The 19,396-nt window shown below is 66.8% G+C and carries 18 protein-coding genes; 10 read left to right on the plus strand and 8 right to left on the minus strand.

Annotation, left to right across the window (positions count from 1 at the left end):
• Positions 1–180: 180 nt before the first annotated feature.
• The 4 genes from IT540_RS00755 to rpiA all read right to left on the minus strand — a co-directional run bounded on the left by IT540_RS00755 (position 181) and on the right by rpiA (position 4,834).
• Positions 181–1,176: a neutral zinc metallopeptidase gene (locus tag IT540_RS00755; protein ID WP_291171928.1), complete on the minus strand. Its 996-nt coding sequence runs from the start codon at positions 1,174–1,176 to the stop codon at positions 181–183.
• A gap of 621 nt (positions 1,177–1,797) precedes the next feature.
• Entirely contained in the window at positions 1,798–2,553 is a 756-nt protein-coding gene (locus tag IT540_RS00760) for a glucose 1-dehydrogenase (protein WP_291171931.1), read from the minus strand.
• Positions 2,554–2,583: 30 nt separating this feature from the next.
• Complete coding sequence (gene gorA, locus IT540_RS00765) at positions 2,584–3,957, minus strand: glutathione-disulfide reductase (protein ID WP_291171932.1); 1,374 nt, start codon at positions 3,955–3,957, stop codon at positions 2,584–2,586.
• A gap of 154 nt (positions 3,958–4,111) precedes the next feature.
• The gene (gene rpiA / locus IT540_RS00770; protein ID WP_291171935.1) at positions 4,112–4,834 is read right to left on the minus strand and encodes a ribose-5-phosphate isomerase RpiA; all 723 of its coding nucleotides are present in this window, start codon (positions 4,832–4,834) and stop codon (positions 4,112–4,114) included.
• Between the two features lie 137 nt (positions 4,835–4,971).
• On the opposite strand from rpiA, the gene IT540_RS00775 reads away from it, so the two are divergent.
• The 6 genes from IT540_RS00775 (at position 4,972) to rpmG (ending at position 12,783) form a co-directional block, all read left to right on the plus strand.
• Entirely contained in the window at positions 4,972–5,667 is a 696-nt protein-coding gene (locus IT540_RS00775; protein WP_291171938.1) for an HAD-IA family hydrolase, read from the plus strand.
• Between the two features lie 236 nt (positions 5,668–5,903).
• On the plus strand, positions 5,904–8,651 hold the full coding sequence (topA, locus tag IT540_RS00780; protein WP_291171941.1) for a type I DNA topoisomerase: 2,748 nt from the start codon (positions 5,904–5,906) through the stop codon (positions 8,649–8,651).
• 213 nt (positions 8,652–8,864) lie between these two features.
• Positions 8,865–11,186, plus strand: a complete 2,322-nt coding sequence (gene rnr / locus IT540_RS00785) for a ribonuclease R (protein WP_291171944.1) — start codon at positions 8,865–8,867, stop codon at positions 11,184–11,186.
• 103 nt (positions 11,187–11,289) lie between these two features.
• Positions 11,290–11,727 carry a DUF983 domain-containing protein gene (locus IT540_RS00790; protein ID WP_291171947.1) on the plus strand — a complete coding sequence of 146 codons (438 nt, stop codon included), beginning with the start codon at positions 11,290–11,292 and terminating at the stop codon, positions 11,725–11,727.
• A 15-nt stretch (positions 11,728–11,742) separates the two neighbouring features.
• The gene (locus tag IT540_RS00795) at positions 11,743–12,480 is read left to right on the plus strand and encodes an NUDIX hydrolase (RefSeq protein WP_291171950.1); all 738 of its coding nucleotides are present in this window, start codon (positions 11,743–11,745) and stop codon (positions 12,478–12,480) included.
• A gap of 135 nt (positions 12,481–12,615) precedes the next feature.
• Positions 12,616–12,783, plus strand: a complete 168-nt coding sequence (gene rpmG / locus IT540_RS00800) for a 50S ribosomal protein L33 (protein WP_291171953.1) — start codon at positions 12,616–12,618, stop codon at positions 12,781–12,783.
• Between the two features lie 633 nt (positions 12,784–13,416).
• On the opposite strand, the gene IT540_RS00805 is transcribed toward rpmG, so the two are convergent.
• Positions 13,417–14,787 carry a PleD family two-component system response regulator gene (locus IT540_RS00805; RefSeq protein WP_291171954.1) on the minus strand — a complete coding sequence of 457 codons (1,371 nt, stop codon included), beginning with the start codon at positions 14,785–14,787 and terminating at the stop codon, positions 13,417–13,419.
• A 46-nt stretch (positions 14,788–14,833) separates the two neighbouring features.
• Entirely contained in the window at positions 14,834–15,244 is a 411-nt protein-coding gene (locus IT540_RS00810) for a response regulator (protein WP_291171957.1), read from the minus strand.
• A 182-nt stretch (positions 15,245–15,426) separates the two neighbouring features.
• Between IT540_RS00810 and IT540_RS00815 the strand changes: the two genes are divergently transcribed.
• Together IT540_RS00815 and IT540_RS00820 are read left to right on the plus strand one after the other, a co-directional pair.
• On the plus strand, positions 15,427–15,741 hold the full coding sequence (locus IT540_RS00815; RefSeq protein WP_291171959.1) for a DUF3572 domain-containing protein: 315 nt from the start codon (positions 15,427–15,429) through the stop codon (positions 15,739–15,741).
• Positions 15,734–16,654: an ROK family protein gene (locus IT540_RS00820; protein ID WP_291171961.1), complete on the plus strand. Its 921-nt coding sequence runs from the start codon at positions 15,734–15,736 to the stop codon at positions 16,652–16,654. The genes IT540_RS00815 and IT540_RS00820 overlap by 8 nt, the downstream gene beginning before the upstream one ends.
• Positions 16,655–16,698: 44 nt before the next feature.
• Here the strand turns inward: IT540_RS00820 and IT540_RS00825 are convergent, their stop codons facing one another.
• Entirely contained in the window at positions 16,699–17,604 is a 906-nt protein-coding gene (locus IT540_RS00825; RefSeq protein ID WP_291171962.1) for a cell envelope integrity EipB family protein, read from the minus strand.
• 176 nt (positions 17,605–17,780) lie between these two features.
• On the opposite strand from IT540_RS00825, the gene IT540_RS00830 reads away from it, so the two are divergent.
• Positions 17,781–18,242, plus strand: coding sequence for a RidA family protein (locus IT540_RS00830; protein WP_291171965.1), 462 nt, complete (start codon positions 17,781–17,783; stop codon positions 18,240–18,242).
• 7 nt (positions 18,243–18,249) lie between these two features.
• The gene (locus IT540_RS00835; RefSeq protein WP_291171967.1) at positions 18,250–19,008 is read left to right on the plus strand and encodes a glycerophosphodiester phosphodiesterase family protein; all 759 of its coding nucleotides are present in this window, start codon (positions 18,250–18,252) and stop codon (positions 19,006–19,008) included.
• Between the two features lie 7 nt (positions 19,009–19,015).
• Here the strand turns inward: IT540_RS00835 and IT540_RS00840 are convergent, their stop codons facing one another.
• Positions 19,016–19,360: a hypothetical protein gene (locus tag IT540_RS00840; protein WP_291171969.1), complete on the minus strand. Its 345-nt coding sequence runs from the start codon at positions 19,358–19,360 to the stop codon at positions 19,016–19,018.
• Between the last annotated feature and the right edge of the window lie 36 nt (positions 19,361–19,396).

A 19,396-nucleotide genomic window follows, 5' to 3' on the forward strand; every position in this document is an offset into this window, starting at 1 on the left:
CGTGGGTCCCGACCTACGTCGGGATGACGTCTGGTATGTGGACACCGCCCGTCCTGTCTCGACGTCATCCCGGCGAAGGCCGGGACCCACGCCAGCATCCACACCCGCGACATCAGAAGTCGCCACCGACCTCTCCGCGGCTGCACGATCTTGCGAGCGGCCGGTAAGGGCCAGCCTCCGCTACAGCTCACCCGAGTTGAAGGTATCGCAGGACTTTATCTGGCCGGACTGGAAGCCGCGCTTGAACCAGTCCTGCCGTTGCGCCGACGTGCCGTGGGTGAACGCGTCCGGCACCACGCGGCCCTGCGTGCGCTTCTGGATCATGTCGTCGCCGATCTGGGCCGCGGCGTTGAGCCCCTCGTCGATATCGCCGTCCTCGAGCCGGTTCTTGAGCTGATGGTTGAGGTTGGCCCACACGCCCGCCAGGCAGTCCGCCTGCAGTTCCATCATGACCTGGATGCGGTTGCCTTCGCGCTCGCTGACCCGTGCCTTGGCCCGCTGCACCTGATCCGAGATGCCGAGCAGCGTCTGCACGTGGTGGCCGACCTCGTGCGCGATGACGTAGGCCTGCGCGAAATCCCCCGGCGCGTTGAAGCGACGCTTCAGCTCGTCATAGAAGACGAGGTCCACGTAGACCTTCTGGTCGAGCGGACAATAGAACGGCCCCATGGCGGACATGCCGACGCCGCACGCCGTCCGCGTGCCGCCGCTGAACAGCACGAGCTGCGGCTCCTTGTACTGCTTGCCGAAACTCTCGAACACCCGGTTCCACACGTCTTCGGTATCGGCGAGCACGCGCGAGATGAACACCTTCATCTCGTCCTCCGCCTTGGGCACGGGCTGCGCCTGCTGGCCTGGCTGCGTCTCCGATCCCGGCAGCCCCGGGATGTCGAACGGATTGCTGTCGCGCCGCGGCACCTGCTGCTTCTGATCGGGAATCTGCTGCGAGATGTCGGGGAAGCCCTGGCCGCCGCCGAGCAACACCTCGAGCGGGTTGATGCCGAAGAACAGCATGATGGCGCCGAGGATCAGGAGCGTGGTGAGGCTCATGCCGCCCTTGCCGCCGATCGGGATCTGCACGCCGCGCCCGCCGCCGGGAAAACGGAAGCCACCGCCGCCCTGTCCGCGGCGGTCGTCAACGTGGTTGCTCTGGCGGTCGTCGTCTTCGTAGCGCATGAAGGCACCCGTGGTCGGTTTCTCTCGTCCCGACCATAGCGCCAGAGGCGGGACAAGGGCCAGTCGTTTGGACCCGCAGGGCGTCATACGTGCCGGTCTTGCGGGCACTCTTCGCCGAAACTTTGCGCTGACACCGGGGCCGGCAGCGCCGATGCGCTGCAGCATGACAGCCCAGCGATCTGACCTGCCACGCTTTTTCCATCATACGAGTATTGGCATGTCGATTGCTGAAGATGATCGCAGGGACCGTCCGGCGGCGATTGCCGCCTGCGCACGCAGAGTGCTAGATCGAACCGCCGTTGTCGGGGCCCGGCGTCACGTTCGCGTTCAGGGGGAAACATGTTGTCACGACCGCTGCCACCGTTTCGCGCTAAGCCGTCGCAAAAGCCGCTCGTCCCGAAGCTCCCGAGCGAAAGTCGGAAGGACGCGGACGGGATCTCGGTGAAGGCCCGCCGCCTGCCGATCAGGTTCGCGCGCCTCAGTGCCGCGCCTTCCCTCAAGGTCCTGGGCCGCACCCCCGACCAGCACGTCTGAGCAAGATCTACGCGCACCAGCACTGTCATCCCGGCCGAGCGGCGCAAGCCGCGAGAGCCGGGACCCAGGGCCGCTTGCGAGGCGCCTCTACAGTCCCGCAGACATGCCGCCGTCGACAGCCAGCTCCGCGCCGGTGACGTAGAGCGAATCCGCGCTCGCAAAAAACAGCGCCGCCTTGGCGATGTCCTCGGGCGTGCCGAAGCGGCGCATGGGCGTCTTGTCCAGCAGCGCCTTGCTGACCAGCGGGTTCTTCAGAAAGCGCTCGGTCAGGGCCGTATCGATGTAGCCCGGCGCCAGCGTGTTGACGCGGATGTTGTAGGGCGCGTACTCGACGGCCAGCGCCTTGGTCAGCGCCGTGACGGCACCCTTCGTCGCCGAGTAGCCGGCAAGCTGGCGAAGGCCGCGACGCCCCATGATCGACGAGACGTTGATCAGCGAGCCCTCGCCCGACGCCTTGAGCAGGCCGAAGGCGTCGCGCGCGATGCGCACCACGCCGTCGAGGTTCACCTCCCGGATCTTCACCCAGTCCGCATCCGTGAGATGGCGGAAGTCGCTGCGCACGTTGAGCCCGGCATTGTTGACCACCACGTCCGCGCGGCCGAACGCGCGCTCGACCTCGCGAAAGAGCGCCGACACGTCCTGCCCGCGCGACACATCGACCGTCATCGCCGTCGCCGCGAGCCCCTGCGCGCGCAAGGCGTCCGCAACTGCCGCGGCGCTCTCGCCGTTGACATCGGTGACGTACACATGTGCGCCTTCGGCGGCGAACAGGCTGGCGATGGCACGGCCGATGCCCGCGCCTGCGCCTGTCACCACGGCCACCTTGTCCTTCAGTCGATCCATGCGTGCTTCTCAAAACCCTCGCCGCTCTTGCTAAATCCCCGGTGCCGGAACCCACTTCTCGCGCATCGTCACCAGCTCCTCGGCGGCGGAAGGATGCAGCGCCACCGTGGCGTCGAAATCCGCCTTGCTCGCGCCAAGCTGAAGCGCCACCGCCGCCGTCTGCACGATCTCGGCCGCATCCGGCCCCAGCACCTGGCAGCCGAGCACGCGGTCCGTCGCCCGGTCGACGACGAGCTTCATCAGCATGCACTCGGCGCGTCCCGAAAGCGTGTTCCGCAGGGGACGGAAGCGCGACTTGTAGATGTCGAGCTCATGCCCGAGCTCCCGCGCCGCCGCCTCCGAGAGGCCGACCGTCGCCAGCTCCGGCGTCGTGAACACGCCCGTCGGCACCAGCGCATGATCGACCTGCGTCGGCCGCTCGCCGAACACCGTGTCGGCGAAGGCGTGGCCCTCGCGGATAGCGACCGGCGTCAGGTTCACGCGGTCCGTGACGTCGCCGACGGCGTAGATGCCTTTGGCCGTCGTCTCCGAGAAGCTATCGACGATGATCTCGCCGCGCGCGCCCGTGCGCACGCCGGCCGTCTCGAGCCCGAGATCGTGGGTGGCGGGCTCGCGCCCGATGGCGGAGAGCACGAGGTCCGTCTCGAGGCTGCCGCCGCTGTGCAGCGCCACGTGGAAGCAGCCCACGTCCTGCGCCACGCCGGCCAGTGCCTCGTTCATCACGAGCCGGATGCCGCGTGCCGCCAGCGCCTCCATGAGCCCGTCGCGCAGATCCTCGTCGAACCCGCGCAGCACCTTGTCACGCCGGTGGATCAGCGTCGTCTCGACGCCGAGCCCGGCGAAGATCGAGGCGAACTCCACCGCGATATACCCGCCGCCGCATACGACGATGCGCTTCGGCAGCGTCTTCATCTCGAAGATCTCGTTCGAGGTGACGATGTGGGCCGCGCCGGGGATGTCGCCATAGCGCGAAGGCCGCCCGCCCGTCGCGATCAGGATCGTGCGCGCCGTGATGCGCTGCCCGTCCGCGAGCTTGACCGCGCCCGGCCCATCGACCTTCGCCCGCGTCGTGAAGGTCGCGACGCCCTTGGCCTTGAGGTTGCCCTCGTAGATCTGCTCGAGCCGATGGATCTCGCGGTCCTTGTTGGCGATCAGCGTCGCCCAGTCGAAGGTGGCCTCCCCGCTCGTCCAGCCGAACCCGCGCGCATCCTCGAACTCATCGGCAAACCGCGACGCGTAGACGAGGAGCTTCTTCGGCACGCAGCCACAGATGACGCACGTGCCGCCGAAGCGGTCGCACTCCGCGAGCCCCACCTTTGCGCCATAGCCGGCCGCGATGCGCGCTGCGCGCACGCCGCCGGAGCCACCGCCGATAACGAAGAGATCGAAGTCCGTTTGTGCCATGAGTCTGAAGGCCGCAGTTCGAATCCGGCGCACCCTGACCGAACGGCCCGCCCCGCGCAACCGTCATGACCGCCGCAGTGCTGACATGTCCGGGGCTCTGCGGACACGTATCTGGATCCCGGCCTCCGCCGGGATGACGGTTGGGCATAGGCCGCTAAACGGCCTCCTGGTTCTCCCCGTAGCGCGCCTCGATCACCGAGACGCCTTCCGGACCGCCGATGACGGCCGCATCCGCGATGCCGAGGAACAGACCGTTCTCGACCACGCCGGGGATGAACTTCAGGGCCTCATCGAGCGACTCCGGATCGTCGATCTGGCCGAAGGCGCAATCGAAGATGTAGTTCCCGCCGTCCGTGATGAACGGATTGCCGTCGCGACCGAGCCTCAGCGTCACCTCGCCGTTGCAGCCGGAGTCCGCCGCCAGCATCTCGATCATGTTGCGCGTCGCCGTCACCCCGAAGCGCACCACCTCGACCGGCAACGGAAAGGAGCCGAGCTTGTCCACTTTCTTGGAGACATCCGCGATCACGATCATGCGGTCAGACGCGGTGGCAACGATCTTCTCGCGCAAGAGCGCGCCGCCGCCACCCTTGATCAGACGGAGCTCGCCGTCGAGCTCGTCGGCGCCGTCGATGGTGAGGTCGAGCAGCGGCGTCTCGTCCAGCGTCGTCAGCGGAATGCCGAGCTTGGCGGCGAGCGCACGGGTCTCCTCCGAGGTCGGCACGCAGAGCACCTGCAGCCCCGCGCGCACCTCGGCACCCAACAGCTCGACGAACCGGGACGCCGTCGAGCCCGTACCGAGACCCAGCCGCATGCGGGGCTCCACGAAGGTGAGGGCATGCCGCGCCGCGGCCACCTTGTAGCTCTCAACCGACATCCCGTGTCCTTCCAAAGGTCTCTGTCTGCCAGCCGTTCGGCGGGAGGGCAAGCGTCAAGAGCTACCAAAAACCGGGAAAGGTCCCCTGGGACAAGGCGCAGCCTTGCGGCCCCGGCGCGATGCGCCTAAACGAAGCCATGCAAAATGCGACCCTCGTCTTCGATCTCGACGGTACGCTCGTCGATTCGCTCCCTGATCTCGTCGCGGCCACCAACCACGCGCTGTCCGATCTCTCGCTGCCGCTCGTTCCGGCGGAAACGCTGCGCAGGACGGTCGGGTTCGGCGCACGGCGCATGATCGTTGAAGGGCTCAACCAGACCGGCCTCACGCTGCCGGAGCCCGACCTCGACCGCCTGCTCGCGCGCTTCCTCGCCTATTACGAGCCCAACATCGCACGCGAGACGCGCCCGTTCGAGGGCGCCGTGGCGGCACTCGAGGACTTCCGCGCCGCTGGCGCCCGTCTTGCCATCTGCACCAACAAGCGCCTGTCGCTCGCCGAGCATCTGCTCAAGGAGTTGGCCATCGACGGCCTGTTCGACGCCGTTGCCGGCCGGGACAGCTTTCCGGTCTACAAGCCCCATCCCGACCATGTGCGGGGGGCCGTCCGCATGGCGGGCGGCGACCTCACGTCCGCGGTCATGATTGGCGATACGGGCATCGACATCGCCGCCGCCCGTGCCGCCGACATCCCGGTCGTCGGCTGTGCCTTCGGCTATTCGGAAGCGCCCATCGAGACCCTGAAGCCCGACGCGGTGATCTCCCACTTCCGGGAGCTGGACGCGGCGATCCGCCCACTGCTGGCCAGAACCGCCGCTCCGGCGAGCCAAAGTTAATACGAAATTCATAAGCAATTCCGATAGGAAGCCGCGGTGCCCCGCCGATCGGGGCTGAAGCTTTGAAATCCACGGGAACGGCGGGTCGTTTGACAGTGGGCCGTTCCTCTCCCATGTTCCCGGCCCGAGTTTCCAACATGGAACCGTCCGCGCAGCGCACCGCGTCGGACAATCTTAGGTAGAGCGCGGCAGCGGACTGGCCGCCTGCCCGAACGTTCGAGGCCGAGAAACCGCATATGAATGTCGTCATCGTGGAATCCGCCGCCAAGGCCAAGACGATCAACAAGTACCTGGGCAGCAACTATAAAGTGCTGGCCTCCTTCGGCCACGTGCGCGATCTGCCGTCGAAGGACGGCTCCGTCGTTCCCGACAAGGACTTCGAGATGACCTGGGAGATCGACAGCGGCTCCCAGAAGATCATCCGCGAGATCGCGGACGCCGTCAAAAAGGCCGACAAGCTGATTCTGGCCACCGACCCCGATCGCGAGGGCGAGGCCATCTCCTGGCACCTTTTGGAGATCCTGGACCAGAAGAAGGCACTGAAGAAAGGGCTCGAGATCGAGCGCGTGGCCTTCAACGCCGTCACCAAGCAGGCCATCCTGGCCGCCATCGCGGCCCCGCGCCAGATCGACGAGCCCCTCGTCGACGCCTACCTCGCCCGCCGCGCGCTCGACTACCTGGTCGGTTTCACGCTCTCGCCCGTGCTCTGGCGCAAGCTGCCGGGTGCGCGCTCGGCGGGCCGCGTGCAGTCCGTAGCGCTGCGCCTCGTCTGCGACCGCGAGGCCGAGATCGAGGCTTTCAGGACCGACGAGTACTGGACCATCGAGGCCACCCTCGCCACCCGGTCCGGCGACGAGTTCCCGGCCCGCCTGCAGGCCATTGACGGCACGACGCTGAAGAAGCTCGACATCAAGGACGAGGCCACCGCCTTCGCCATCAAGCGCGCCATCGAGAAGGGCCAGTTCCGCGTCGTCTCGGTCGAGAGCCGCGACGTGAAGCGCAATCCCTATGCGCCCTTCGCCACCTCGACGCTGCAGATGGACGCCTCCCGCAAGCTCGGCTTCTCCGCCAAGCAGACCATGCAGGTGGCCCAGCGCCTCTACGAGGGTGTCGACGTCGGCGGCGAGACCGTGGGCCTTATCACCTACATGCGAACGGACGGCGTCACTATCATCCCCGAGGCGATCAACGCCATCCGCGGCATGATCGCGCGCGAATACTCCCAGCGTTACGTCGCGCCCTTCGTGCGCGAATACAAGACCAAGGCCAAGAACGCGCAGGAGGCGCACGAGGCCATCCGCCCGACCGACGTGACACGCACGCCGGCTTCCGTCGCCCGCTACCTCGACAAGGACCAGGCCCGCCTCTACGAGCTGATCTGGAAGCGCGCCGTGGCGAGCCAGATGGCCTCCGCCGAGTTCAAGCAGACCACCGCCGACATCGAGGTCAAGGGCCGCGACGGCAAGACCTACACGCTGCGCGCCACCGGCTCGGTGATCCAGTTCGATGGCTTCCTCAAGGTCTACGACGAGGGCCGCGACGACCGCGTCATGACCCTCAACAAGGGCAAGGACGACACCTCCGACGAGGACGACACGAGCCGCCGCCTGCCGCCGCTCGCAAGCGGCGACACCCTTTCCGACCGCGCCGTCGAGGCCGAGCAGCACTTCACGCAGCCGCCGCCGCGCTATTCCGAGGCGAGCCTCGTCAAGAAGATGGAGGAGCTCGGCATCGGCCGCCCGTCGACCTATGCCTCGACGCTCGCCGTGCTGCAGGAGCGCGACTACGTCCGCATCGACAAGAAACGGCTGATCCCCGAGGACAAGGGCCGCCTCGTCATCGCCTTCCTCGAGAGCTTCTTCAAGAAGTACGTCGAATTCGACTTCACCGCCGACCTCGAGGAGAAGCTCGATCTCATCTCGGCCGGTGACCTGGAGTACAAGCAGGTGCTGCGCGATTTCTGGCGCGACTTCACGGGCGCGGTCAACGAGATCAAGGACCTCCGCGTCGGCGACGTGCTCGAGGCCCTGAACGAGCTTCTCGGCCCGCACATCTTTCCTCCCAAGGAGGACGGCTCTGACCCGCGCCTCTGCCCGAAGTGCGGCACCGGCCGCCTCTCGCTCAAGGTTTCGAGCAAGAACGGCGCCTTCATCGGCTGCGGCAACTATCCGGACTGCAAGTACACGCGCCAGCTCACCGGCGACGCCACCGGCACCGACGGCGACCGCGAGCTCGGTTTCGATCCCGACAGCGGCCTTCCCGTGCTGGTCAAGAGTGGCCGCTTCGGCCCCTACCTGCAGCTCGGCGAAGGCGAAGGCGACGAGAAACCCAAGCGCTCGTCGATCCCGAAGGGCATCGACGCCGCCACCATCGACCTGGAGAAGGCGCTGCAGCTTCTCTCGCTGCCGCGCGAGGTCGGCATCCATCCCGAGACCGGTACCCCGATCGTCGCGGGCCTCGGCCGCTACGGACCCTTCATCCAGCACGACGGCACCTACGCCAACGTCGACAGCATCGACGAGGTGTTCAGCATCGGCCTTAACCGCGCCGTGACGCTGCTCGCCGAGAAGCGCGCCGGCAAGAGCGGACGCTTCGGCCGCGCGGCGGTGAAGACGGTGCTGAAGGACCTCGGTGAGCATCCGGGCGGCGGCGGCAAGATCCAGGTGCTGGACGGCAAGTACGGCCCCTACGTGAGCTGGAACAAGGTCAACGCCACCGTGCCGAAAGGCACGAACCCCGAGACGCTCGCGATCGACGACGCCATTCGCCTGCTCCAGGAGCGCATCGCCAAGGGCGGCGGCAAGAAGCCCGCGAAGAAGGCCGCCGCCAAGCCGAAGGCCGCCAAGGAGACGAAGGCAACGGAGGACGACGCCGAGGCCAAGCCTGCCAAGGCCAAGTCGAAACCGAAGGCCACCAAGGCACCGAGCAAGAAGCCGGCAGCCAAGCCGAAGAAAAGCGCGGCCAAAGCCGGCGCGGAAAGCTGAGCGCATGGTCTCATCCGACGCTCTCACCACGACCGCCCATCCACTCCGTCATGGCCGCGTCGATGCAAAGCATCGCTCCGCGATGACGGCGGCCATCCACGCAAGTGTCCGCGCTTGCGACACATGCGAGAACACACCCACGTTGAAACTTGTCGTGGGTGCCCGCCGGCGCGGGCGGCCGGGACACAGACACACGACCGCATAGGTCTCCCCATGGCCAGAAAGCCACCCGCGAAACGTCCAGGGCCTAAGGGAGCCCGGAAAGGCTTTCGCCAGGCACCGGCCAGGCGGCGACCGCCGGGCGACGACGCACTGCCCTCGCGCGAGGAGATCCTGACCTTCCTCAACGAGCATGAGGGCGCGGCAGGCAAGCGCGAGATCGCGCGCGCGTTCAAGGTCAAGGGCGAGGCCCGCACGGCACTTAAACGCCTGCTCGCAGAGATGACGGACGAAGGCGTGCTCTCCGGCACGCGCAAGGATCTGCGCGAGAGGGGCAAGCTGCCGCCCGTCACCGTGCTCGAGGTCACCGGCCGCGACAGCGACGGCGACCTGATCGCACGCCCCGCCGTGTGGAAGGACGCGGACGGCACGCCGCCGGCCGTCCTCGTGCTCACGCATCGCGCCCGCGGCGAGGAGCGGGACGCCGCCATCGGCATCGGCGACCGCATCCTCGCCCGCGTCACCGCGCTCGACCAGCCCGACGTCGAAGGCCTCGCCTACGAGGCCGAGGCCATCAGGATCCTGCCGCGCGACAAGCGCCGCCTGCTCGGCATCTACCGCACCCGCAAGGACGGCGGCGGCACCATCGAGCCCATCGACCGCAAGGAGCTGCGCGCCTGGTCCGTCCGCCCCGGCAACGACGGCGACGCCAAGGACGGCGACCTCGTCCGCTTCGATCTTTCCGCGAAGCACCGCCAGTCTGTCACGGAGGCGCGCGTGCTCGAGACGCTGGGCAATCCGGACGACCAGCGCAAGATCAGCCTCATCGCCGTGCACGCGCACGGGCTTCCCGACGACTTCCCGGCCACCGTCATCGCCGAGAGCGAGGCACTGCCGGCGTTCAGCGCCGAGGGCCGCGCGGACCTGCGCAAGACGCCTCTGCTGACCATCGATCCCGTTGACGCCCGCGACCACGACGACGCCGTCTACGCCGAGCCCGATCCCGATCCGCGTAACCGCGGCGGCCATGTCGTGATCGTCGCCATCGCCGACGTGGCCCACTACGTGCGCCCGGGCACGCGCCTCGACAAGGAGGCCCAGCTCCGCGGCAACTCGGTCTATTTTCCCGACCGCGTGGTGCCGATGCTGCCCGAGCGCATCTCGAACGACCTCTGCTCGCTGCGCGAGCTGGAGGAGCGGCCGTGTCTCGCCGTGCGCATGGTCTTCGACGCGGGAGGAAAGAAGCGCCGGCACACGTTCGAGCGCGCCGTGATGCGGAGCGCCGCCAAGCTCAGCTACCAGGAGGCCCAGGCCGCCATCGACGGCAACGTGAGCGCCAAGTGCGCGCCGCTTATGCAGTGCGCACTCGAGCCACTGTGGCGGGCCTACGCCGCACTCTCCCGCGCTCGTGACGAGCGCCAGCCGCTCGACCTCGATCTGCCCGAGCGCAAGATCCAGCTCAATGCCGAAGGCCGCGTCGCCCGCGTCGTCATACCCGAGCGGCTCGACGCCCACCGCCTGATCGAGGAGTTCATGATCCAGGCCAACGTCGCCGCCGCCGAGACGCTGGAGCAGGCCAAGACGCCCCTCGTCTACCGCGTGCACGACGAGCCCTCGAAAGAGAAGCTGAAGAACCTGCGCGACTTCCTCGAGACCCTTGACCTTAAGCTCGCCGCCGGCACCGGTCTCAAGCCCGAGGCGTTCAACCGCATTCTCGCGCGCGCCAAGACGCTGCCTGTCCCGGAGCTCGTCAACGAGGTCATCCTGCGTTCGCAGGCCCAGGCGGAGTACACGCCGGCGAACATCGGCCACTTCGGCCTCAACCTCACCCAGTACGCGCACTTCACCTCACCGATCCGCCGTTACGCCGATCTCCTTGTCCACCGTGCGCTGATCCGCGGCCTGAAGCTCGGCCCGGACGGCATCGAGGACCAGGAGATCGCGCGCCTCTCCGACACCGCGAAGGAGATCTCCGAAGCCGAGCGCCGCGCCATGGCCGCCGAGCGCGAGACCATCGACCGCCTCATCGCCGCCCACCTCGCCGACCGCATCGGCGCCACCTTCGAAGGGCGCATCGCCGGCGTCACCCGCTCGGGCCTGTTCGTGAAGCTCAAGGACACCGGCGCCGACGGCTTCGTGCCGGTCTCGACGCTCGGCCGCGATTTCTTCTCGCACATCGAGGAGGCGCACGCGCTCGTGGGCAACCGCAGCGGCGAGACATACCAGCTCGGCGACACGGTGACGGTCCGCCTCGTCGAGGCCATCCCGACCGCGGGCGCCCTACGCTTCGAGGTGCTGACGCCCGGCAAGACCGGCGCGATCAAGCACCTGAGGGGCGCCGAGCGCATCCGTCGCCGCTTCGGCAGGCGCCGCTGACGGGCTGCAAGGCGAAGCTAGGGACGATACGAAGAGCGATAAATGTCGCGTTTGAGCGCGCGATCATTGCGACTATGTAGGAATGGATGAAGACGGGATCCGCATGATCGAGTTCGACTCTCCAGCGCCCACGGCCGACACCCAGCCGAGGCGCGACATCAAGATCGCCATGCTGCGCGGCTGGCGGCAGCGATGCCCCGCGTGCGGCAAGGGTGCTTTGTATCGCAAGTATCTCAAGGTCGCCGAGACCTGCCCGGCCTGCGGCGAGGAGTTGCACCATCAGCGTGCCGACGATGCGCCGCCCTACTTCACCATGGTCATCGTTGGCCACGTGGTGGTCGGCGGCGTCCTCATGCTGGAGAAGGCCGTCGCGCCGCCGAGCTGGGTGCATATGGTCCTCTGGCTTCCGCTGACGGTCATCATGAGCCTCGTGCTGCTGCCGCGGGTGAAAGGCGCGCTGGTCGGACTGCAATGGGCACTGCGCATGCACGGCTTCGGCGACGACGCCGATGCGCCCGTTCCCGATCCCGGCGCTCGCTGAGGGCCGAGGCACGCCATGGCAGAGAGACCCGCAAGCGTCGCGACTGCGCAGCGCACCAGGCTGAGGCCACGCGACGCCGCGACCCTTCTCGTCATCGACCACTCCGCCGCGACGCCGCGCGTGCTGATGGGACGGAGGCGCCCCGATCAGGTGTTCCTGCCCGACACCTTCGTTTTCCCCGGCGGACGCGTTGAAGCCGCCGACAGAACTTTCGCGCGCCACCACCCGCTGCCGCCCCGCGAGGCAGCGTGCCTGAAGATCGCCATGCGCGGCCGCGCCTCGGACCTCCGCGCCGCCGCCCTGGCACTCGCCGCTGTGCGCGAGACGTTCGAGGAGACCGGCTTCATCGTCGGCGAGCGTTCACCCCATGACGGTTCGGGCCCTGCGGGGGGATGGAGCGGGTTCCTTGCCGAAGGCTTCCGGCCGCGGCTCGGCAGGCTCGCCTTCTTTGCCCGCGCCATCACGCCGCCCGGACGGGCGCGCCGCTACGACACGCGCTTCTTCATCGTCGACGCGGCCGAGGTCGCCCACCGCGCAGCCTCCATGGACGGCGAGCTGCTCGACATCGACTGGTTCACCATCGACCATGCGAGGCGCCTGAAGCTGCCGTCGATCACGCGGCATGTGCTGGAGGACCTCGCCCGGCATCTCGCACGCCCGAAGCGCGAGATCGGCGCCGGCACGGTACCCTTCTATTTTCACCGTCACGGCCGACAGGAGCGCCTGCTACTGCAGCGTGCCGCCGGAAAATGAACGCCGCGCAAGCCACGCATTTCTACGCGACGAAAGCGCAAACTTGGGCCCGGTCAACGCGCTTGACACCAAAGGCGCGGGCAGTATGTTGCCCAATCCAAATTTGAGACGCTCCCTTTCGAGGTCAAAAGACCAATGGCCAAGCAGATCACCCAGAAGATCAAGCTGCTCTCGACAGCGAAGACCGGCTTCTTCTACGTCACGAAGAAGAACCCGCGCACTGCAACGGAAAAGCTCGTTTTCCGGCGCTACGACCCGGTCGTGCGCAAGCACGTCGAATTCAAGGAAACGAAGATTAAGTAAGCGCACGCCGCGCCCGCGGGGCGGCGACAAAAGGGTCGCTCATGCCGCGGCCCGCTTCCGAACCAGCGCCCGGAAGCCGGAAATCACCTGATTTTAGGGAAGGCCCTCAACCAGGGTCCGTAACCGGCTCGGCAGCGGGGTAAGCATTCCGAGAAAGCCACGGACCCTGGCCTAGTGACCAGATGGTGTCAAAGAGGGCGTTGACGGTCCACCTGGTGTCGTAGCGGAGCAGAAACGTAAACTCTTGGAGGGTAACTCCATGCGTTGCGGCCCACACTACGATTTCCCGCTCCATCAGGAGATGCGGCGGACCCGATGGGCCGCGGGAACCGAACTGACCCGAAACGTCGGCACGAAAGGCGACGAACAGCCGAACGATCTCCGGGCGAATTGATTCCCCTCCACTACAAAAGTCTGACAGAACAGATCGGCAATTGCAAGTTTAGAGCTTGACCATTGCGTGGCGGGCACGCCTTTCAATCGATTCGAGGTTAACCCGCGAACCCTAGGGCGCGGCTCATGATTTCGCGCGCCCTGACAGCACGACGGCGAGCCGTTGCTCGGATCGACACGATCCGTCAGCGGACGATGCAAAATCATGCGGAGATCTAAGTATGTTGGGATCGCAAGCTCTCACGCCGCATAAGCGACGACTTGGTTCCGTCCCTGCCGCTTTGCAGCATAAAGCGCATTATCTGCGCGCTTGAAAAGCGCGTCGGACGTATCGCCTTCTCCCTCCCAGGTTGCAAGACCGACGCTCGCCGTAACCCAGACATCCTGCTCCAAGCCAAGCCGGAAAGGCAGGGCTGCGACACACTCACGCACCCTTTCACCCACCTGCCACGCGAGCACTTGGTCGGTATCGGGCATCACGATCAGGAATTCTTCCCCGCCGAGGCGGCAGGCGAAGTCCATGCCGCGCGTGTAGCGGCGGAAGCGGTCCGCGAACTCCTTGAGCACCAGGTCGCCGGCATCGTGCCCGTAGGTGTCGTTGATGCGCTTGAAATGGTCGATGTCCGCGATCAGCACCGAGAGCGAGCGCCCGGAGCGCTCGGCGTCCGTGATCAGCGTCTTGAGATGGCGCTCCATATAGCGCCGGTTGTGCAGGCCCGTCAGCGGGTCGGTGACCGAAAGCTCCACGCTCTCGCGGATCTGGTTGCGCAGATGGTCCGAGAAGCGCTTGCGCTTGATCTGCGTCCTGACGCGCGCCAGGAGCTCGTGCCGGTCCACCGGCCGCATCAGGTAGTCGTTGACGCCCATGTCGAGCCCGCGCAGCAGACGCGCCTCGTCTCCCGGGTCCGCCATGACGAGGATGGGCAGATGTCGCGTGCGGTCGAGCGATCGCACATGCGAGCAGAGCCGCAGCCCATCCGAATGCTCAAGGTTGAGCGCCACGATCAGGAGATCGAACGGCTGCTCCGCGAGATGCAGCAGCGCCGTCTGCGGATCGGCCTCGATATACGCGTCATGCGCCTTGGCCAGCGCGCTCATCACGCGCGACGATGAGCGGGGATGATCATCGACCACGAGCACGCGCCCCGGCCGGTCGGTGAGAATGCGGGCCATAGCGTCCTCGTCTCCGAGACCCATCTGCCGGTTGGTCATGACGCGCATCAGCATCTCGTCGTTGAGCATCTTGAGCCGCGCGAGGCTCTTGACGCGCGTGACGAGGGCGATGTCGTCGACCGGCTTGGTCAGGAAGTCGTCGGCGCCGCAGTCCAATCCCTGGATCTTATCCGAGGTCTGGTCGAGGGCCGTGACCATGACCACGGGAATGTGCAGCGTCTCGGGCGATCTCTTGAGCTGCCGGCAGACCTCGAAGCCGTCGATGCCCGGCATCATGACGTCGAGGAGCACGACATCCACGCGCTCGCGCTGGCAGAGCGCCAGCGCATCGTTGCCGTTCGCAGCCGTGATGACCTCGAAATACTCGGCCTCGAGCCGCGCCTGCAGAAGCCTGATGTTGGCCAGAATATCGTCAACGACGAGAACACGAGCGGTCATGACAAACTCTCAAAGCACAAACGCATGAAGCACCGATACACCGAGCTCAGGCATCCCCTACAAAACGTCTTACGGTATCGAGAAAAACAGCAACCGAAATCGGCTTCGACACGTAGGCCTCGCATCCCCCGGATCGGATGCGCTCCTCGTCGCCCTTCATGGCGAACGCGGTGACGGCCACCACGGGAATGTCGCGCAACTCGTCGTCTTCCTTGAGCCACCGGGTCACTTCGAGACCGGAGACCTCGGGAAGCTGGATGTCCATAAGAATGAGATCGGGCCGGTGCACGCGCGCGAGCGTCAGCGCATCGAGGCCGTTGCGGGTCTGCACCGTGAGATAGCCGTAGGCATCGAGAAGATCGTGGAAGAGCTTCATGTTGAGCTCATTGTCCTCCACGATCAGCACGGTTTTCGGTGCACGGGGCGACACCCCCTGCCTCTGGCCCTCGACGGCCATTCTCGTCTCCTGATAGGTCATCGTCGAAGGTCTGCACGCTGCCCGCCTTTAACTGCACCGATTCTGCGGGCCATATGGAGGGCAGTGTGCATCGCTTAGCTTAAGCAACTGTTGAAACATGCTTATCCGGGAGCATTTCGGGCTCAAGTAGCGGATATGCCAAGAAAAAAGGAGGCCAGCCCATGCTGAGGCGCGCTGCGCGACCGAGCCCCGAGGACACCGAGGAAGCCGCCATGCTGGCACTTGCCGGCCTGACGTTTCTGGCCGAGGACGGCCCCCGCCTGGGCCGCTTCCTGGCGATGACCGGCATCGGCCCGGACCAGCTTCGGGCCGTCGCCGACGCGCCCGAGACCCTGCTCGCCGTGCTCGACCACCTGCTCGGCGACGAATCCCTGCTGCTTGTATTTACAGCGTCCAAAGGCATCGCGCCGGAGCGGGTTGCCCCGGCGCGCTCGGCGCTGGCCCGCGCGCTCGGCGTCGAGGCCGCTCATGAGTGACCGCGCGGGCGCAGGCCTGCGCATGGGGATCGACCTCGGCGGAACCAAGATCGAAGGGCGCGTGCTGGCCCCCGGCGGCGGCGAGGTCGCCCGCATGCGCATCCTCGCGCCGCAAGGAGACTACCAAGACACGGTTGCGGCACTGACGGACATCATCCGAGATCTCGAGAAAGAGGCCGGACGCGGGGCCAGCGTGGGCATCGGCATGCCGGGATCCCTCTCGCCTCTGACGGGCCTGGTCCGCAACGCCAACTCGACCTGGCTCAACGGCCGCCCGCTGCGCGAGGATCTGGAAGCGGCCCTCGGCCACCCGGTCCGCATGGCCAACGACGCCAACTGCTTTGCGCTGTCGGAGGCGACCGACGGCGCCGGCGCCGGCGCGCGCTCCGTATTCGGCATCATCGTCGGCACGGGCTGCGGCGGCGGCATTGTCTTCGACGGCCGCGTGCTCGAAGGCGCGCGCGGCATCGGCGGCGAGTGGGGACACAATCCTCTGCCTTGGAGCGAACCGGACGAGCATCCAGGCCCCACGTGCTGGTGCGGCCGCAAGGGCTGCATGGAGATGTGGGCCTCGGGCACGGGGCTCTCCGGCGACTACCAGCGCCGCACGGGCGAGCTCGTGTCGGGGCACGAGATCGTGGCGCGGGCGAAGCTCGGCGAGCCTGCGGCACGGACGAGCCTTGAGCGCCACGCCTCGCGGCTGGCGCGCGGCATCGCGCACGTCATCAACCTCATCGATCCGGAGGTGATCGTGCTCGGCGGTGGCCTCTCGAAGCTGCCGCATCTCTACGAGGAGCTGCCGCGCCTGGCCGCGCCCTATGTCTTTTCCGACGTGAAGGACATCGTCATCCGCCCGCCCAAATGGGGCGACGCCAGCGGCGTGCGCGGCGCCGCCTGGCTCTGGAACGAATAACGCGCTTCAGCCGGGATGACAGGGAAGGCGAGAGGCGCCCGGCCCTACGGCTCGGGATTCTTGCAGGGCGACGGCTCGAAGTACTTCAGCTCCTTGAGCTCGCCCTTGATGGCGAAGTCGCCGTGATTGATGCGCAGGCTGCTGGTCACGCCGTTGTCGTGGAAGCGGTAGGACATCTCGTAGAGCGGCACCGTGTCGCCCGGCGCCTGCGTCGACGGGAAATAGCTGACCGAGATCGGCCACGACGGCACGCGGTCGAGATCGGCGAACCCCTTGGCGAGCGAGACCACGGGCCCAGCTCCCGGCTTGGTCTGCCGCCCGATGGCCGTGGACGTGGAGTAGATCTTGTCCCCGCTCTCCGAGCCGTCATAGAGGTCCGCCGCGAGAATTGTACGCCCCGCGCGCGCAGCCTGGATGATCGCCATCGAATGCTGGATCGGGAAATAGATGTCGCCCGCGAGCTTTACCTCCCGCTTCTGCGGCCGCGCGAGGTCTACCGTCGCCTCCCCGCTCGCCTGCGTGCGCTTGGCGACCCCCTGGGTCTGCTCTGCCTGCATCTCGTTCTGATAGGTGCTGGTGGAGAAGCGCAGCCGCCGCGCCGGCACCTCCTCCCAGCTCGAGGTTCTGAGGTCGGTCGTCTGCACATCTCCCTCTTGATTGAGGGTCTGCGTGACGAAGCGCATGCTCTGCGCGTAGCCCTCGCAGGCATTGCCGCTGAGTTCGTAGACGATGCGGCCGTTGACGCCGGCAACCCCCGAGCCCGACTGCGCAGCATCGAGCGAAAGATCGTAGACGGCCCGGTGCGGCGCGAACACGACGTCCTTGAGGGCAGGCCCCGGCCCCGCGTGCGCGCTCGGAGGCGCCCAGGGATATGCGCCGAACGCCCCCAGCGCCAGCACTGGCGCCACGATCAATAAACCCCAGGCCCGCTTTCGAGCACGATCGCGCATTCTTCTCATCCTGTTGCCAAGGGAGCTGGCAGCAGCCCCGCCGTCCTGGCCGGAATCTAGGGTACTGCCGGGCCATTGCAAAGTCCGATCGAGCGGGTAACAAGAAACCCCGACCATTCTACGGCCGTCGCTTCGCTGGAGCGCCGGTCCCCAACGACCAGAGGAGACGCACCCGCATGACCATCGAGGCCCGCCTCGCCGAGCTTGGCATCTCCCTTCCCGCGGCCCCGAATCCGGTCGCCAACTATGTACCTTACATCGTCTCGGGCAACCTGCTTCTCATCTCGGGGCAGATCGCCAAGGCCGCCGACGGCACCATCGTCACCGGCGCGCTCGGCCGCGACGTGAGCCTCGAGGACGGCCAGGCCGCCGCCCGCCTCTGTGCGCTGAACATTCTCGCCCAGGCCAGCGCCGCGCTCGGCAGCCTCGACCGCATCGGGCAGGTGCTGCGGCTGACCGGCTTCGTCAACGCCGCACCCGAGTTCACTGACCATCCGAAGGTCGTCAACGGCGCTTCCGACCTGATGGTCGACGTGCTAGGCGACAAGGGCCGCCATACGCGCGCCGCCGTCGGCGTATCCGGCCTGCCCATGAACTCCGCCGTCGAGGTCGACGCCATCATCGCCATCGCGGGCTAGCGCGCCGATGCTCGATCCCGCCTTCCTGCGTCCCATCGCCCACCGCGGCCTGCACGATGCGGCGAAAGGCGTGATCGAGAACACGGCCCCGGCCTTCGAGGCGGCCATCGCCAATGGATACGGCATCGAGTGCGACCTGCGGCCGGCGGCGGACGGCACGCCGCTCGTCTTTCACGACCTGACCCTCGAGCGCCTGACGGCGGGCAGCGGACCGGTCGCCGAGTTGCAGCCGGGCTGCGCGGCGAAGCTTCCGTTCCAAGGAACCGATCTCACCGGCATCCTGACCTTCGCCGACATGCTCGCGCTGGTCGCCGGCCGCGTGCCGATCTTCGCCGAGATCAAGAGCGAGTGGACGCCGCCGGACCTCCGCTTCCTGTCGGAGATCGCGCGCCTTGCAAAGCTGTACAGGCGCCCGTTGGCTTTGATGTCGTTCGACCCCGCGGTGATTGCTGCAGTCGGCAGGATGGCCCCGGACATCCCGCGCGGCATCGTCTCGGGCTCCTACTTCAACGACGACGGCAAAGGCTGGTGGCCGGAGAGCCCTCTCACCGACGCCCGGCGCCAAGCGCTCGCAAGCTTGCTGGAGAGCGGACAGGCGGCGCCGTCGTTCTATGCCTACGAGGTCCGCGCCCTACCCACGGCCGCGACACAACGCGTCCGTCGACAGGGGATTCCGCTCCTCGCCTGGACCGTCCGCACCGAGCAGGACCGCCGCATCGCCGCCATGCACGCCGACGCGCCGATCTTCGAGGGGTATGAGGCTTAAGCAACCACTACCAAGGCCGCACTTTCTCGGCGATCTTGTTTTTCGCATGGAAGCGAACAATCTCAACAAAGCGCTTTGAGATTGCAGCAAAAGCCATGGCCTTAGAAGAAGGCTTAGTTCCAGCCTTGCTATAGCGCTGAGCAATTGCGATGACATCCGCAGCCTTAAGCTGTTTGTCAGCCTTCAGAGCAACAAATACATCATCAAACGCTGCTCGATCCGTTTTGGATGCGTTCAACCGCTCGACGTAGCTAGAGACTAGCTGCTCGTCGAGTACATCAGCCTTCTTTGCGCGCACCCTAGCCATGCTATCATCGAGCCCCAAAAGCTCGCCAAGTCCAAACATAGACATCAGAAGGCTCCTTTGCCAGAGCGGGGCGACGCTCTA

Origin of the sequence: Hyphomicrobium sp. (assembly GCF_020852195.1) — a bacterium.
Lineage (GTDB): Bacteria > Pseudomonadota > Alphaproteobacteria > Rhizobiales > Hyphomicrobiaceae > Hyphomicrobium_C.